This window comes from Actinomadura meyerae (genome assembly GCF_900188445.1).
GTDB lineage: Bacteria > Actinomycetota > Actinomycetes > Streptosporangiales > Streptosporangiaceae > Spirillospora > Spirillospora meyerae.
The window spans coordinates 19,543-35,669 of record NZ_FZOR01000032.1; the positions used below are offsets into that span (position 1 = coordinate 19,543).

The following is a 16,127-nucleotide window of genomic DNA, read 5'->3' on the forward strand; positions in this document are numbered from 1 at the left end:
AGGCCCCGCATCGCCCGCGCGGAGGCGGTTACGCTCTGCGTCCGTGGCCGATATCGCGCCGGGCGCCGTGCCGAGCCCCAACATCTGGAACTCACCGCGGGTCTACGAGCTGGAGAACCGCGCCGTCGACCCGGACGGCGTCCTCGCCGCCGCGATGCGCGCGATCCGCCCGTGGACCGGCGCCGACGTCCTCGACGTCGGCTGCGGGACGGGCTTCCACCTGCCGTTCTTCGCCGCCGACGCCCGCCGGGTGGTCGGCGTGGAGCCGCACGCCGGGCTGGCCGCGGCCGCCGCGCGCCGCGCCGGGGACCTGCCGAACGTCACCGTCCGCGTGGGCGCCGCGCAGGCGCTGCCGCTCCCGGACGCCTCCGTCGACGTCGTGCACGCCCGCTGGGCCTACTTCTTCGGGCCCGGCTGCGAACCAGGCCTCGCCGAGCTCGACCGGGTCGTCCGGCGCGGCGGGGCCGTGTTCGTCATCGACAACGACGCCACCCGCTCCACGTTCGGCCGCTGGTTCCGGCGGAGCCTGCCGAAGTACGACCCCGGGGCGGTCGAGCGGTTCTGGACGCGCCGCGGCTTCTCCCGGGAGCCGCTGACGATCCGGTGGTCGTTCCAGAACCGCGACGACCTCGCCGCCGTACTGCGCATCGAGTTCCCGCCGGACCTCGCGGACGCCTGCCTGCGCGAGCATCCTGGTCTGGAGGTGGACTATGCCGTGAATTTGTGGTGGCGTTGCCACTGAGTTACTGACTAGTTGGTCATACGGGAGGACCGACATGGGCCGTGTCACTGCCGGGAGAGCGTTCGGCGGGCTGCTGGCCGCCACCGCCGCCGGGGCCGCCGGCGCGGGCGCCGGGCTGGTCGCCCAGCGCCGCGCGATGCGCCGCCTCCAGCTGCGCCCCGACCCGTTCGCGGGCGAGCCCTTCGGCTCCCTGCGCGGACGGCCCGTCCCCGTCCGCGCCGACGACGGCACCCGCCTGTACGCCGAGATCGACGGCGACGACCGCACCGACCTCGCCGTCGTGTTCTCGCACGGCTGGACGCTCACCCAGGACTCCTGGCACTTCCAGCGCAAGGCGCTGCGCGGCCTCGGCCGGCTCGTCTTCTGGGACCAGCGCGGCCACGGCCGCTCCGACGGCGGCGACCGCGAGGGCTACTCCGTCACCCGCCTCGCCGCCGACCTCGCCGCCGTCATCGCCGCGACCGTCCCCGCCGGCACGCCCGTGGTCCTCGTCGGCCACTCCATGGGCGGCATGACGATCATGCGCTACGCCGACGAGCACCCCGAGCTGATCGGCCGCAGGATCCTCGCCACCGGGCTGCTGTGCACCTCGTCCGGCGGGCTCTCCGAGATCACCCTCGGCATGCCCGCGCTGCTCGCCCGCACCACCCACCGCGTCCTGCCGCGCGCCCTCGGCGCCGTCGGCGCCGGCTCCGGCGCCGTCGAGAGGGTCCGCCACCTCGGCCGCGACGCCGCCACCCTCGTCGAGGACCTCGTCGCCTTCGGCCCCGACGCCAGCCCCGCCGCGGTCGCGTTCGCCGAGCAGATGATGACCGAGACCCGCATGGACGCCTTCGCCGCCTTCCTCCGCTCCATGATCACCACCGACGTGATCAGCGACTGCGCCGCCCTCGGCCGCGCCGACACCCTCGTCATCGGCGGCGAGAACGACATGCTCACCCCCGTCGAGCACAGCCTCAAGATCGCTTCCTGCGTCCCGTCCGCCCGTCTGGAGGTCGTCCCGACCGCCGGCCACATGGCCATGATGGAACGCCCCGGCACAGTCTCCGACCACCTGGGCGACCTGATCGAACGAGCCCGTAAGCTGTGTTAGCCCAGGGGCGCGACCCCCTGGAACCCCCGTCACGAGCCGGTCGATCCTCACGCCACAGTGCGGGTCACTCTGACCGTGCGGCTCGCTGACGTGTCGCTCCGGTCGCCCGGCTCGGCGGGTCGTGCGACCTACGGGCGCCAGAGCGCCCTCCGGCCGCCCGACCCGTGTCCACCCTGGGGCACGTTCGTGGCGGGGGCCGATCATTGCGGTGGGGCGTTGTCGGACGGGGGCTCTACGCTTCCGTGGCATGGCGAAGGCGAAGACGGCCAAGGCGGCCTACCGGTGCTCGGAGTGCGGGTGGCAGACGTCCAAGTGGGTGGGGCGCTGCGGCGAGTGCCAGACGTGGGGGACGGTCACCGAGGCGGCGTCCGCCACGCCCGCGCGGGTCGTGTCCGCTGGCCCCGTCAGTGCGCCCGCCCGGCCGATCGGGCAGGTGGACGTCCGGTCCGCCAAGACCCGCCCCACCGGGCTGGACGAGCTCGACCGGGTGCTCGGCGGCGGCATCGTGCCCGGCGCCGTCCTGCTGCTGGCGGGCGAGCCGGGCATCGGCAAGTCGACGCTGCTGCTGGAGGTCGCCGCGCTCGCCTCGACCGGGAACGAGGGCAACGGTGACGGCGCCGCGAAGAACGTCCTGTACGTGACGGGCGAGGAGTCCGCCGAGCAGGTACGGCTGCGCGCCGACCGGGTCGGCGCGATCACCGACCGGCTCTACCTCGCCGCCGAGACCGAGCTGTCGGCGATCCTCGGGCACATCGACGCCGTCGAGCCGGCGCTGCTCGTCGTCGACTCCATCCAGACGATCGGGACGTCCGAGGCCGACGGCGCGCCCGGCGGCGTCACCCAGATCCGCGAGGTCGCCGCCAACCTGATCAGGGTCGCCAAGGAGCGCGGCATCACCGTCGTGCTCGTCGGCCACGTCACCAAGGAGGGCGCGATCGCCGGGCCGCGCCTGCTGGAGCACCTCGTCGACGTCGTCCTGTACTTCGAGGGCGACCGGCACTCCCGGCTCCGCATGATCCGCGCCGTGAAGAACCGCTACGGGCCGACCGACGAGCTCGGCTGCTTCGACCTGTCCGAGGTCGGCATCGTCGGGCTGCCCGACCCGAGCGGCCTGTTCCTCACCCGCCGCGACGAGGCCGTCCCCGGCACCTGCGTCACCGTCACGCTGGAGGGCCGCCGCCCCCTGGTCGCCGAGGTGCAGTCGCTCGTCGCGAAGTCGCACCTGCCCGCGCCGCGCCGGGCCACGTCCGGGCTCGACACCTCCCGCGTCGCGATGGTCCTCGCCGTCCTCGCGCAGCGCTGCAAGATCTCCATGCACGAGCAGGACGTGTACGTCTCCACGGTCGGCGGGGTGCGGCTCAACGAGACCTCCGTCGACCTCGCGCTCGCGCTCGCCGTCGCGGGCTCCACCGTCGAGCAGGCCCTGTCGACCAGCCTGATCGCGCTCGGCGAGGTCGGCCTCGCCGGAGAGGTCCGCGTCGTGCCCGGCGTCCAGCGGCGGCTCGCCGAGGCGGCCCGGCTCGGGTTCAAGCACGCCGTCGTCCCGCGCGGGTCCCTCGAACTGGCCGACGGGTCCCCGCTCAAGCGCGCCGATCCGCAGCTCACCAGCTACGAGGGCATGAAGGTGATGGAGGTCGACAGCCTGAAACAGGCGCTCCAGGTCGCGTTTACGGCCCCGTGATCCGGGTCACGCCAGAGTATTACTCCACACAACGCACGCTTGCGACCTGGGGAGGAACCGGCGCGCGGCCCTCCTCGGTAAACTGACGCCGTCCAGCGACCTCCGGGGGTCAGGTGCCATCACACGACAAGGGTCATGACGAGCGACGCCGCGCCACCTTGGCAGCGGTGGCCCCGGGCACCCAGATCCGCGACGGACTGGAGCGGATCCTCCGGGGCCACACCGGCGGCCTGATCGTGCTCGGCTACGACAAGGCGGTCGAGGAGCTGTGCACGGGCGGCTTCGAGCTCGACGTCGAGTTCTCCGCGACCCGCCTGCGCGAACTCGCCAAGATGGACGGCGCCATCGTCCTGGACGACAGCCACAGCCGCATCGTCCGCGCCGCCGTCCACCTCGTGCCCGACTCGACCATCCCGACCGAGGAGTCCGGGACGCGGCACCGCACCGCCGAGCGCGTCGCCCGCCAGACCGGGCTGCCCGTCATCTCCGTCAGCCAGTCGATGCACATCATCGCGCTGTACCTCGACGGCATCCGCTACGTCCTCGAAGACTCGGCCGCCATCCTGTCCAAGGCCAACCAGGCCCTGGCGACGCTCGAACGCTACAAGCTGCGGCTCGACGAGGTGTCCGGCACGCTCTCCGCCCTCGAGATCGAGGACCTCGTCACCGTCCGCGACGTCAGCGCCGTCGTCCAGCGCCTGGAGATGGTGCGGCGCATCGCCGACGAGATCGAGGGCTACGTCGTCGAGCTCGGCACCGACGGGCGGCTGCTGTCCCTCCAGCTCGACGAGCTGGTCTCCGGCGTCGACGCCGACCGGGAGCTGATCGTCCGCGACTACCCGTCCGACGACACCCGCGCCCGCGGCGTCGCGGCCATCCTGGCGTCCCTCGACACCCTGTCCGCCAACGAGCTCCTCGACCTGTCCACGGTCGCCGAGGTGATGGGCTTCGCCGGCCCGGACGCCCTCGACCTGCCCGTCAGCCCCAAGGGCTTCCGCCTGCTCGCCAAGGTGCCGCGGCTGCCCAGCATGGTCGTCGAGCGGCTCGTCGAGCACTTCGGCGGCCTGCAGAAGCTCCTCGCCGCCAGCATCGACGACCTCCAGGCCGTCGGCGGCGTCGGCGAGTCCCGCGCCCGCAGCGTCCGCGAGGGGCTCTCCCGCCTCGCCGAGTCCTCCATCCTGGAACGCTACGTCTGACCCGCGCGCACGCGCGCATGGTCCGAGCCGCGCGCACGGGCGCCGGTTTCCCGCGCACGCGTGCTCAGCGGAGGCGGAAGATCTGCTTTCCGCCGGTCGTCGCGCCCTTCAACCGGGCCACATACGTGCCGGGACGGGCCACCGCGTTGCCCTTGCAGCCCCGGGTGCGGTCCCAGACGACGGTGTCGACGTACGGGATGCCGCGCCGGAGCGTCTCCTTGGCGGCGGTACCGCGGCGGCAGCCCGCGGACGACCAGATGCGGTCCGAGCCCGACGTGATGCGGACGTCCAGGGACCTCGTGTCGAACTTGCAGGCCCCCTGGCCCGTGTAGACGACCGTGACCCTGAACTCGGGCCGCTCGGAACCGCTGTAGGTGCTCTGCTGCGCAGACATGTTGACGACCAGGTCATCGCCGTCGCAGGGGCCGCCGTCCCGCACCGGGGCCGGGCGGGGCGTGGCCGTCGTGGTGACCGTCACCGTCGGCATCGCGGTGGGCGGCGGCGGAGGGCTCGTGCTCTCGGCCGCGCCCGCGTTCCGGACCTGCTCGTCCCCGCCCGTCCCGGCGCACGCCCAGGCCACCAGGCCGACCGCACCCAGAACCGCGGCCAGGGCGACCGCGCGACGCCGCCAGTACTGGTCCAACCCAGAACCACCCGAGTGACGCCCAGTATTCGGAAACATACGGGCAGTATGCATTCGGCGGACCGGAACGAGGGGACGACCCGCCGCGTGCCACAATGGCCGCGCGCCATGAACCTGAACTCCCTCTACACCGCCCCGATCCTCGCCTGGTACGAGGCGAACGCCCGGGACCTGCCGTGGCGGGCGCCGGACGCCACCCCGTGGGGCGTCCTGGTCAGCGAGATCATGCTCCAGCAGACCCCGGTCTCCCGCGTCCTGCCCGTCTGGGACGCCTGGATGGCCCGCTGGCCCACCCCCGCCGCGCTGGCCGCCGAACCGTCCGGGGAGGCCGTCCGGGCGTGGGGGCGGCTCGGCTACCCGCGCCGGGCCCTGCGCCTCCACGAGTCCGCCCGCGCGATCACCGAACGGCACGGCGGCGAGGTGCCGTCCTCCCACGCCGACCTGCTGGCGCTGCCCGGCATCGGCGCGTACACGGCCGCGGCCGTCGCCAGCTTCGCGTTCCGGCAGCGGCACGCCGTCCTCGACACCAACGTCCGGCGGGTGCTGGCCCGACTGGTCTCCGGCGTCGAGTACCCGCCGAAGTCGCAGACCAGGGCGGAGGTCGAGCTGGCGGAGAGCCTCCTGCCGCCCGACCCGCCGACCGCCGCCCGCTGGGCCGTCGCGGCGATGGAACTGGGCGCGCTCGTCTGCACCGCCCGCACGCCCCGCTGCGTCGACTGCCCGGTGCTCGACAAGTGCGCCTGGCACGCCGCCGGACGCCCCGCCCACGACGGGCCCCCGCGCCGCGGCCAGACCTACGCGGGCACCGACCGCCAGTGCCGCGGCCGCATCCTCGCCGTCCTGCGGGACGCCGAGGGCCCGGTCGAGAAACCGGCCCTCGACGTCGTGTGGTCGGATGCCGTCCAGCGCGAGCGCGCCTTGGACGCCCTCATCGCCGACGGCCTGGTCGACCCTCTGGACGACGGCCGCTACGCCCTCCCCCACTGATCGTCCCGCCGCGCACAACCCGACGGGACGCCGCCGGTGTCAGGGGAGCGGGATCCCCGCGCGTTCCGCTTGCAGTTCGGAGCGGACGACTTCCAGCAGCCGCCCCACCCAGTTGCGACCGGCGCTGCCGCGCGTCCTCCAGTGGTCGGATTCCATCCCGTTGTAGGCGAGGGACGCGTCACCGGTGCCCATCAGCGTCTCCGCCAGATCAGGGTGCTGCGTGTACTTGGCGCGCAGGAGCCCGGCCATCACCGCCGTCCGCGCCTCCGCCCACCCCTGGACGCGGGGTACCTCCTCGGCGGCCAGCCGGGCGTCGATACCCCGCTCAGCCGAACGGATCCGCTCACGGGCGGCGGGGTCGTCCGTGGAAAGCGCCCAGTAGGCGTGCTCCACCGACGAGTAGACGACGCCCTCGACCTCGATCGGGCGCGGGTAGTCGTTCTGCAGGGCATCGATTCCGGCGTCCTGCGGGAACCCCTTCGGATACACGCGCCCGCCGAAGTGCACCGTCCCCGCCACCGGCTCCGCCGGGCCGTCGGCGGGCTGCTTGTCCGCGTACTCCGCGCGAACGCGGTCCCGTTCGGCGAAGTACCTCAGCGCCCATTCGCGCATGGCCTCGGTGATCTCGTCGTCGTCGAACCATCCGCCTATCGGGGGCTCTCCGATGTCGGTGCACAGGTAGATCAGCGGACGGTCCTTGTTGTCCATGTCGCCGAGCGCGTAGTGCCGCTTGTGCTCCGGGATCGCGAGGTAGGCCTCCCGCAGCGCCAGGCGGTCGGCCTCGTCCCGCGACTCCAGGTACCGGTCCAGGACGGCCAGGCACCGGTCGGTGGAGTCGGGACGGCCGTTCAACCGCTCGATGTCGTCCGCCACCTCGCCTAGCAGCATCTCCGCCGTGAGACCGAACATCGGCTCGGCGGCCTTCCAGCGCCCCAGCTCGTACGCGCTGATCTCGCCGCCCTCGGGGACCTGCGTCACCACCCAGCCGCAGTCGAGCTTCTCCCGCAGCCCGTCCAGGTCGACCCAGTCCCAGCAGTTGATCGCGCCGTCCGCGTAGATCAGGAGGTCGGCGAGGTGGTACGACATGTTGTGGATGAAGATCGGCCGCGCGACACCCTCGATGCGACGCCCGTCCTCGACGCGATAGATCCGCTTCACTTCGGAAACACTCCTCAACTACCGGTGGGCTCGGCGGCCGGACCCGCCGGCGCGGTGCCCACCGCGCGCTGGAGCCTGACCTGTCGCTCCGTTTCGACGAAACCGAGCGCTCGGTAGATCCGCATCGCCCCGCCCTCCGGATCCGCGACGATCACGAGTGTCCGGGCCCCCTGCGCCAGGGCCTCCGTTCCGGCGAAGTGGACCAGCGAGGACGCCAGGCCGCGCCGCCGGAAGCGGGGATGGGTCTCGACGTGCTGGTAGCGGGCGAGCCCCTGGCCGTCGTGGACGACCCCGAGGCCGGCGCGCATCACGCCGTCCACGAACGCGCCGAACCAGACGGCGTCGCCCGCCTCGCACAGCCGCCGTTCCTCGGCGAGCTTCGCCGTGCGGAACGCGGTGTTCTTCTCCGACGGCCCCAACTCATCGCACGCACGCCGCAGCTGCTCCGCTTGCCCCCAATCACTTTCGGTCAGCGGGCGCAGGACCACTCGTTCCGGCGGCACAGGGGCGCGCAGCGCCGAGGCCGTCAGGACCGCGTCGGTCTCGACGGTGATCCCGAGCCGTTCCCATTCCGCGCGATGGCCCGCGTCCCCTTCGGTTCCGTCCACTCCGATCGCCAGGTGGGACGCGTCCGGGAACTCCGTCGCGAAGAGGGCCGGCGCGTCCGGTAGCGCCTCCGGAGCGACGAGCACGAAGTTGCCCCACCAGAAATGCGGGTTGGCGGGCGTCCGAACCACCAGGTGCGACGGGTGATCCGCGATGACGGAGCCGGCCGAGCGGCGGATCAGCAGATCTGTACGGAAAGCGAGGGATCGGACCTTCACCCGGCGATCCTAGCCACGGGCCATCTCCCGCCCGGGCCACAGATCATGGCCCGCCCAGCCACGAACCAGGCCCCGGCGACGGACCAGCCCGCCTGTACCCCGTTTCGGCGGATATTCGCTGGTCGCCCCGGACCGCGGCGCCGTACCGTACCGCCGTGCCCGATCTGACGACCCCGCCCCGTGACCTCGTGAGCCTGCCCAAGGCGCACCTGCACGTCCATCTGGAGAGCACCGTCCGCTGGGAGACGCTCCGGGAGATCGGCGCGGCCAACGGCGTCGACGTGCCCGAGCACACCGGGACGTTCGGCGACTTCACCTCCTTCTTCGCGCAGAACGACCTCGTCCGCGCCTGCCTGCGGCGCCCCGCCGACTTCCGGCGGATCGCCTACGAGTTCTGCGCGGACGAATCCGCCCAGGGCGTGCGGTACGCGGAGGTGTCCTTCACGGCCGCCGGACACGGTGAGCGGCTCGGTGACCTGGCCATGCCCCTGCGGGCCGTCCTGGAGGGCCTGGAGGCCGGGGAGGAGGCATTCGGGATCGAGTGCCGCCTCATCCTCGACCACTCCCGGCGCCGGTCCGTCGAGCGGGCCTGGCGGACGCTCGACCTCGCCCGGCGGCACGACCGCGTGGTCGCCGTCGGGCTCGCGGGCGACGAGGCGCACCCCGGGGACCCGTTCACCGAGGTGTTCGCCGCCGCCCGCGACGCCGGGCTGCACATCGTCCACCACGCGGGCGAGGGAGAGGGCCCCGCGAGCATCCGCCAGGCCCTCGGCCCGGGGCGCGCCGAACGCCTGGGCCACGGCATCCGGATCCTGGACGACCCGGATCTCGTCGCCGAGGTCAGGGAACGCTGCATCCCGCTCGAAGTGTGCCCGTCCTCCAATGTCGCGCTGGGCTTCGCCCCGTCCCTGGAGGCGCACCCGCTCCCCCGCCTCCTCGACGCGGGCCTGGTCGTCACGATCAACACCGACGTCCCCGCACTGATCGACACCTCCCTCGCCACCGAGTACGCCCGCGTCCGCGACACCTTCGGCTACGACGACCCCACCCTCGCCGACCTCGCCGGAGCAGCCGTCGAAGCCTCTTACGCTCCCTTCGCCACCAAGTCCCGCATCCACGAGGAGATCGACACCTGGCTGGCCCACCCCTGAGCCACGACTCCACCACCCGCCGAGCGCCCACCCACCCGACCGCCCGCGGACTGAACCGCCGTCGGCGGGCGCACACGGCATCAGCGGGCGCACAGGGGCCAGGGGGCAAACGGCGTCAGCGGGCGCGCAGAGCGTCACGGGTTGGTCGGGTGGCCCTCACGGCGTCTGGTCCGGGTGGACTGCGAGGCTATCGTTCCGGACCGCGTAAAGGGGGCCCGTGCGGATCTCGCGGAGGAAGGGGTCGGTGTCGTCCGCCCACTGGGCGAGCGTGCGGACGACGGGGTGGACGGGGATGCCGAGCCTGGCGGCCGACTCCTGGGCCGCGTCGAACGCCGCGTCCGGTGCCAGGTCGCCGATTACCAGCACCTCCACATCGCCGGCCTGCTCACCGCCTGGTTCCTCGTAGCGCTCGGCCCAGGCGCCGAAGAGGTAGAGCTCCCGGACGGACGGGAGCCTGCCGAACTCCTCCGCCACCACCGCCGCCGGGCCGAACGTCAGCATGAGGAGGTGGGCGAGCGGCCGGTAGAGCGGGCTGCCCGCGTCGCGCGCCACCAGCCGCCCGGCCATGCCGCGGCGGAGGGTGAGGATGCCCGCCCGTGCCAGCCGCTCCACCTCGCGCATAACGGACGCGAGGTCGGTGCGGAGCATCACCGCGAGGTCGAGCATCGACATCTCGCGGGACGGCCCCAGCAGCAGCCGCGCGAGCAGTTCGCCCTGCAGCCGCGACCGGAAGATCGGGAGGCGTTCCGGTGCCCGGGCCCGCACGTCCCGCAGGAACGCCTCCGCCATCCGCGCCTCGCCGACCGGAACCTGCGCCCGCCGCCGCCGGAACTCCGCCGCCGCCCCGACCATATTCGATCGCATGTTCGAACACTATGCCTCGCCTCCGACATCTCCGCCGTCCACCGGAAGCGTCGCGGACGGCGGGGCCCCGGGGAGAGGAAATCGGAAGCTGTGGATAACCGGCGGGCCGGCGACGGCGTTCCGCGGCGCCGGGCCGGATCTCAGGCGGGGGCCGGCGGGTTCTCCGGTTCCGGGAGGAAGAGGCAGAACGGGTGCCCGGCCGGGTCGAGGAACACGCGGACGTCGTCGTCGGGCTGGACGTCCGCCAGGACGGCGCCCGCCGCCGTGGCGCGCTCGGCGGCGGCCTCCAGGTCGTCGACCTCGAAGTCGAGGTGGGCCATGATCTGCTGGCTCTTCTCGGTGGCCGGCCAGGTCGGGGCGCTGTAGAGCGGCTCCGTCTGGAAGGACAGGCCGGTGCCTCCGCCGGGCGGGCGGAGCTTCACCCAGTCCGCGTGCTCCTGGACGATCGTCCAGCCCAGGAGGCGCCGGTAGAAGCCCGCCAGCGCGTGCGGGTCCGGGGCGTCCAGGACGGGGGCGGACAGGGCCATCCGTGGTGAGGGGCTCAACACTGCTCCTGCATCTCTCGGATCACTGGTCGGGCCGGATGCTTCCCGGCGATCCACCGCGCATGCGCCCCCGCCGCACGCGGAAGGGCCCGCGGCCGGATGGTTCCGGTCACGGGCCCTCGCGCGTCGCCTATGCGGTTGCGGGTCAGTCCTTGTTGAAGTTGACCGCGCCCTCGATGGGCGGCGGGCTGTCCGGGACCCCGGTCGGCTTCGGCACGCCCTTGAACGTGAACTTGGCGTTCTCGGCCGAGTCCTTGTTCTCGGGGTCGAAGCCCTCGGTGCCCACGATCACGATCTGGCCGGGCTTGAGCTCGCTGTAGAGGATCTTCTCCGACAGCGTGTCCTCGATCTCCCGCTGGATCGTGCGGCGCAGCGGCCGGGCCCCGAGCACCGGGTCGTAGCCGCGGATCGCCAGCAGGTCCTTGGCCTCCTGCCGCAGCTCGATGCCCATGTCGCGGTCGCGGAGCCGCTCGTCCACCTTGGCGATCATCAGATCCACGATCTGGATGATCTCCTTCGGGGTGAGCTGGTGGAACACCACGGTGTCGTCGACGCGGTTCAGGAACTCGGGCCGGAAGTGCTGCTTGAGCTCCTCCGACACCTTGGCCTTCATCCGGTCGTACGAGCCCTGCTCGTCGTTCTGCCGGGCGAAGCCCATCGACACGCCCTTGGAGATGTCCTTGGACCCCAGGTTCGTGGTCATGATGATCACGGTGTTCTTGAAGTCCACGACGCGGCCCTGGGCGTCGGTCAGGCGGCCGTCCTCCAGGATCTGCAGCAGGCTGTTGAAGATGTCCTGGTGCGCCTTCTCGATCTCGTCGAACAGCACCACCGAGAACGGCTTGCGCCGCACCTTCTCGGTCAGCTGGCCGCCCTCCTCGTACCCGACGTAGCCGGGCGGGGAGCCGAACAGCCGCGAGACGGTGTGCTTCTCCATGAACTCGGACATGTCGAGCTGGATCAGCGCGTCCTCGTCCCCGAACAGGAACTCGGCCAGCGTCTTGGACAGCTCGGTCTTACCGACGCCGGACGGGCCGGCGAAGATGAACGAGCCACCGGGACGCTTCGGGTCCTTCAGACCGGCGCGGGTGCGGCGGATCGACTGCGAGAGGGCGCGGATGGCGTCCTCCTGGCCGATGACGCGCTTGTGGAGCTCGTCCTCCATGCGCAGCAGCCGGGTGGACTCCTCCTCGGTCAGCTTGAAGACCGGGATGCCGGTGGCGGTGGCGAGGACCTCGGCGATCAGCTCGTCGGTGACCTCGGCGACGACGTCCATGTCGCCGGCCTTCCACTCCTTCTCCCGCTGCGCCTTCTGCCCCAGCAGCTGCTTCTCGGAGTCGCGCAGCGCGGCGGCCTTCTCGAAGTCCTGCGCGTCGATCGCGGACTCCTTGTCGCGGCGCACGTCGGCGATCTTCTCGTCGTACTCGCGCAGGTCCGGCGGCGCGGTCATCCGGCGGATGCGCATCCGCGAGCCCGCCTCGTCGATCAGGTCGATCGCCTTGTCGGGCAGGAACCGGTCGCTGATGTAGCGGTCGGCCAGCTGCGCCGCGGCCACCAGGGCGCTGTCGGTGATCGACACCCGGTGGTGGGCCTCGTAGCGGTCCCGCAGGCCCTTGAGGATCTCGATCGTGTGCGACAGCGACGGCTCGGCGACCTGGATCGGCTGGAAGCGCCGCTCCAGCGCCGCGTCCTTCTCCAGGTGCTTGCGGTACTCGTCCAGCGTGGTGGCGCCGATGGTCTGCAGCTCACCCCGCGCCAGCATCGGCTTCAGGATGGAGGCCGCGTCGATCGCGCCCTCGGCGGCGCCCGCGCCCACCAGCGTGTGCAGCTCGTCGATGAACAGGATGATGTCGCCGCGGGTGCGGATCTCCTTCAGCACCTTCTTCAGGCGCTCTTCGAAGTCGCCCCGGTAGCGCGACCCGGCGACCAGGGCGCCGAGGTCCAGCGTGTAGAGCTGCTTGTCCTTGAGGGTCTCGGGGACCTCGCCCTTGACGATCTTCTGCGCCAGGCCCTCGACCACCGCGGTCTTGCCGACGCCGGGCTCGCCCACCAGCACCGGGTTGTTCTTGGTGCGGCGGGACAGCACCTGCATGACCCGCTCGATCTCCTTGTCCCGGCCGATCACCGGGTCGAGCTTGCTCTCCCGCGCCGCCTGGGTGAGATTGCGGCCGAACTGGTCGAGCACCAGGGAGGTGGAGGGGGCCGACTCCGAGGGACCGCCGGACGCGGCCGGCTCCTTGCCCTGGTAGCCGTGCAGCAACTGGATCACCTGCTGGCGCACCCGGTTCAGGTCGGCGCCCAGCTTCACCAGCACCTGTGCCGCGACACCCTCGCCCTCGCGGATCAGCCCGAGGAGGATGTGCTCGGTACCGATGTAGTTGTGGCCCAGCTGCAGCGCCTCGCGCAGCGACAACTCCAGCACCTTCTTGGCACGCGGAGTGAACGGGATGTGCCCCGATGGCGCCTGCTGGCCCTGGCCGATGATCTCCTCGACCTGCTGCCGGACCGCCTCAAGACTGATCCCCAGGCTCTCCAGAGCCTTCGCAGCGACACCCTCACCCTCGTGGATCAGGCCAAGGAGGATGTGCTCGGTACCGATGTAGTTGTGGTTGAGCATCCTGGCCTCCTCCTGAGCCAGGACGACAACACGCCGCGCGCGGTCGGTGAACCTCTCGAACATCTCGTCGCTCCTCACAGAGCGGTTGGGCAGAGTCCGGAACGTCCGGAACTGTCCTTCCGCATGCTAGCCCGCCCCGAGGAGGCCGCCCGGTGCACTCCCACCAGGAGACGTTCCCCAGCTAAGCGCTGTTCAGTCTCATCCAACTACCGCATCGGTGCGTCATGTTCCCGCTACGCCGCAAGCGAACGGGGGCTTTCCGCAGGTCGATCGGGGCGCGGGGCGAACCTTCCGAATGGGGCCGGAGTTCCGCCCGCGCCGCCTCTGTACCGCGCCGCGTCCGGACCGAACCCCATTCCGGCTACGCCAGAAGCGAACGGGTCCGCGCATGCGAACGGCCCGCCTCGCTAACGGAGACGGGCCGCGGCGTGCGAGCGGCTCAGTTGGCCGCCTCGTACTGCTCGATCACGTGGGCCGGGATGCGTCCGCGCTCATTGACCTTGATGCCATTGTTCTTGGCCCAGGCACGGATCTCGGCGCTGCGCTCCCGGCTGGACGCGCCGCGTTGCCGGCGGCGGCGCGAGACGGTGCCCGCCTTGCGGGACTTCTCCACGAACGGCTGCAGCGATTCCCGCAGCTTCGTCGCGTTGGTGTTGCTCAGATCGATCTCGTAGGAGGCGCCGTCGATCGAGAACGCTACGGTCTCGTCCGCCTCGCCACCGTCGAGGTCGTCGACGAGAAGCACCTGAACCTTCTGTGCCATGGGGACAGACCTTTCGGCTGGAGCAAACTTCAATCGGTTGACAAAGATATACCGAGAAGTCCGCGGATGACAATTCCAGCACTCCCGATGAACCGCACTGGGACGGAAGTCTCCTTCCGCCGGTGACCGCGCGTAATCGGCCTCGTCGTTTCCGGAGCGCCGGTGGGACGCGCGAGACCGGCGGCGCGCCGGGACCCGCTAATTTGCGGCCGCCGGGACGCGGCCGGAGGTTTTCGCGGCGTGACCGGTGTCACTGCGCGCCGCGCTGACCTGGGCGGGGGCATGCGCTTTGGCCCGGGTTTGCGCGGCTCGGGCCGCCGGGTTTGCGGGAGCTGCGGCTTTCCGGCGCGGGAGCCGCCTCGGACGAAAAGTCCCTGATCGGACCTTAACAGCCCGTGCACGCCGGCACCGCCGCCGGAGATTTGCGCCGCTCAAACCGCGCTAACCCGCCCGCCGGGGGCGAATCGGCGGGCCTCCCGCCGCTCCTCGGAGGGCGCAGGCCGCCGGGGACCAGGGACGACACCGGACGCCCGCGAGAGAACGCCCGATGCCGCGCGGAACCGCGTATGGGCGCGCAAGCGGCCGGTATGCGGACGGGTATGAACGGGAGATCGACCGGCGACGGAATGTACAGATCATCGCCCTGACCCGGGGATGTGGAGAGATAACCGGACCGGGAGGCGGGCCGAAAATCGGCTCCGGCGCGATGGGAGCGGAAGTCGCCGGCCGGATCCCCGGGTGGCGCGGGCGGGGCACGGTTCAGCCGGGGAATCAGGAGATTGAGGCACAATCCGACCGCCTGCCGTCCACTTCCACAACCGCTCGGCCGGGACCGCCCGGGACGAACGCCGCCCCGTCCACCGCGCGGCGCGCATCGGCACGGGAAAGTCCGTTCCGGGTGAGACCCGTCCCATCCAGAGTAAGTCCAGTACCGCTATCGAGCGACCCCCGCGGGCGCCGCGGCAAGGGCGGCGGAAGCGGCATTCAATCCGGAGGCGGCATCCGGGACGAGACAGATCCCCGCTCGATTCAGGGCCGTAACCAGAACGAGCTGGGATTGCCCCGCCCGAGCTCGGCGTCCGAAACAGACCCGGCCATCTCTCCACAAAGCATGTAGAAGCCAGCTTTTAGCCTCGTGGCACGATGCACCCGGATGCGGAAGCCCGGGGTTTCGAGCCGCCGTGATCGTGCCCGCGCGCGCGTGAGCGGCCCTCAGAAGGCCCCGGAATCGGGCGCTCCGCGCTTTACCACCAGCGTCCCCGCGACCCTGTCATGGACGGCCTGGCGCCGCGTCCCCTCGAAGATGACCCCGGCGTTCACGACCCAGAAGACGCTCGCCAGCACACCGGCCACGGGAATCGGGCGCATCGCGATCGGCAGCGAATAGACCGCCGCGCGCAGAAGGCACTGCAGAACGCCGGGACGGGCACCGGCTTCCACCGCCTCAGCGGCGCTCTCGGCGCCCGTCCGCCCGCCGGTGGCCTCCGGAGCGTCCTCGGAGGCGGAATCGGGCGAGGGCGCGGCTGAGGCGTCCGTGCGCGCCGCCCCCTCTTCGGGCTCGGCGGTGGGCACGAATCCGGGCACGGACGCCGGGAGGAAGCTCGCCCGGCCGGCGGACGCGCTCCCCACTGCTGTGACGACCTCTATGCCCGCGAAGCGCTTGCCGAGGGTCCGGCCCCAGAGAGCCAACTGGACCGCCTCGTAGAGCAGCATGCACCCGGCCACCGCGGGCGGGGCGACGACGTCCACCGTGTGCCCGGACACGAGTTCGCGGACGATGACGATGACCGGCACACCGACGATGAGCGTGTCGACCACACGCGCGAGCAGGCGCTGACCCGGGTCGGCGAGGGAGACCGCCAT

Annotated in this window: 14 protein-coding genes; 6 read left to right on the plus strand and 8 right to left on the minus strand. The window is 71.8% G+C overall.

Annotated elements, in window-relative coordinates; translation table 11 throughout:
- The first annotated feature begins 43 nt into the window (after positions 1-43).
- The 4 genes from CHF16_RS27630 to disA all read left to right on the plus strand — a co-directional run bounded on the left by CHF16_RS27630 (position 44) and on the right by disA (position 4,712).
- Entirely contained in the window at positions 44-742 is a 699-nt protein-coding gene (locus CHF16_RS27630; RefSeq protein WP_089329065.1) for a class I SAM-dependent methyltransferase, read from the plus strand.
- A gap of 34 nt (positions 743-776) precedes the next feature.
- Complete coding sequence (locus CHF16_RS27635) at positions 777-1,835, plus strand: alpha/beta fold hydrolase (protein WP_089329066.1); 1,059 nt, start codon at positions 777-779, stop codon at positions 1,833-1,835.
- Positions 1,836-2,082: 247 nt separating this feature from the next.
- Positions 2,083-3,516: a DNA repair protein RadA gene (gene radA / locus CHF16_RS27640; RefSeq protein WP_089329067.1), complete on the plus strand. Its 1,434-nt coding sequence runs from the start codon at positions 2,083-2,085 to the stop codon at positions 3,514-3,516.
- 113 nt (positions 3,517-3,629) lie between these two features.
- Positions 3,630-4,712: a DNA integrity scanning diadenylate cyclase DisA gene (disA, locus tag CHF16_RS27645; RefSeq protein WP_089329068.1), complete on the plus strand. Its 1,083-nt coding sequence runs from the start codon at positions 3,630-3,632 to the stop codon at positions 4,710-4,712.
- 64 nt (positions 4,713-4,776) lie between these two features.
- Here the strand turns inward: disA and CHF16_RS27650 are convergent, their stop codons facing one another.
- Positions 4,777-5,355: a hypothetical protein gene (locus tag CHF16_RS27650; RefSeq protein ID WP_245869328.1), complete on the minus strand. Its 579-nt coding sequence runs from the start codon at positions 5,353-5,355 to the stop codon at positions 4,777-4,779.
- A gap of 108 nt (positions 5,356-5,463) precedes the next feature.
- On the opposite strand from CHF16_RS27650, the gene CHF16_RS27655 reads away from it, so the two are divergent.
- Entirely contained in the window at positions 5,464-6,342 is an 879-nt protein-coding gene (locus tag CHF16_RS27655; RefSeq protein WP_089329069.1) for an HhH-GPD family protein, read from the plus strand.
- Positions 6,343-6,381: 39 nt separating this feature from the next.
- Here CHF16_RS27655 and CHF16_RS27660 read toward each other — a convergent pair whose 3' ends face one another.
- A complete protein-coding gene (locus CHF16_RS27660) occupies positions 6,382-7,500 on the minus strand; it encodes an NADAR family protein (RefSeq protein WP_218826867.1) in 1,119 nt (372 codons plus the stop codon).
- Between the two features lie 14 nt (positions 7,501-7,514).
- Positions 7,515-8,324: a GNAT family N-acetyltransferase gene (locus CHF16_RS27665; protein WP_089329070.1), complete on the minus strand. Its 810-nt coding sequence runs from the start codon at positions 8,322-8,324 to the stop codon at positions 7,515-7,517.
- A 155-nt stretch (positions 8,325-8,479) separates the two neighbouring features.
- Here CHF16_RS27665 and add point away from each other — a divergent pair, with 155 nt between their 5' ends.
- Complete coding sequence (add, locus tag CHF16_RS27670) at positions 8,480-9,475, plus strand: adenosine deaminase (protein ID WP_245869331.1); 996 nt, start codon at positions 8,480-8,482, stop codon at positions 9,473-9,475.
- A 156-nt stretch (positions 9,476-9,631) separates the two neighbouring features.
- Here add and CHF16_RS27675 read toward each other — a convergent pair whose 3' ends face one another.
- From CHF16_RS27675 to CHF16_RS41555, 5 genes are all read right to left on the minus strand, one after another.
- Positions 9,632-10,339, minus strand: coding sequence for an ArsR family transcriptional regulator (locus CHF16_RS27675; protein ID WP_143228145.1), 708 nt, complete (start codon positions 10,337-10,339; stop codon positions 9,632-9,634).
- Positions 10,340-10,479: 140 nt separating this feature from the next.
- On the minus strand, positions 10,480-10,884 hold the full coding sequence (locus CHF16_RS27680; protein ID WP_245869335.1) for a VOC family protein: 405 nt from the start codon (positions 10,882-10,884) through the stop codon (positions 10,480-10,482).
- A 145-nt stretch (positions 10,885-11,029) separates the two neighbouring features.
- The gene (locus CHF16_RS27685; protein ID WP_089329073.1) at positions 11,030-13,564 is read right to left on the minus strand and encodes an ATP-dependent Clp protease ATP-binding subunit; all 2,535 of its coding nucleotides are present in this window, start codon (positions 13,562-13,564) and stop codon (positions 11,030-11,032) included.
- Positions 13,565-13,940: 376 nt separating this feature from the next.
- On the minus strand, positions 13,941-14,264 hold the full coding sequence (locus CHF16_RS27690; protein WP_089329074.1) for a histone-like nucleoid-structuring protein Lsr2: 324 nt from the start codon (positions 14,262-14,264) through the stop codon (positions 13,941-13,943).
- Positions 14,265-15,476: 1,212 nt separating this feature from the next.
- Positions 15,477-16,127: an RDD family protein gene (locus CHF16_RS41555; protein ID WP_245869338.1), complete on the minus strand. Its 651-nt coding sequence runs from the start codon at positions 16,125-16,127 to the stop codon at positions 15,477-15,479.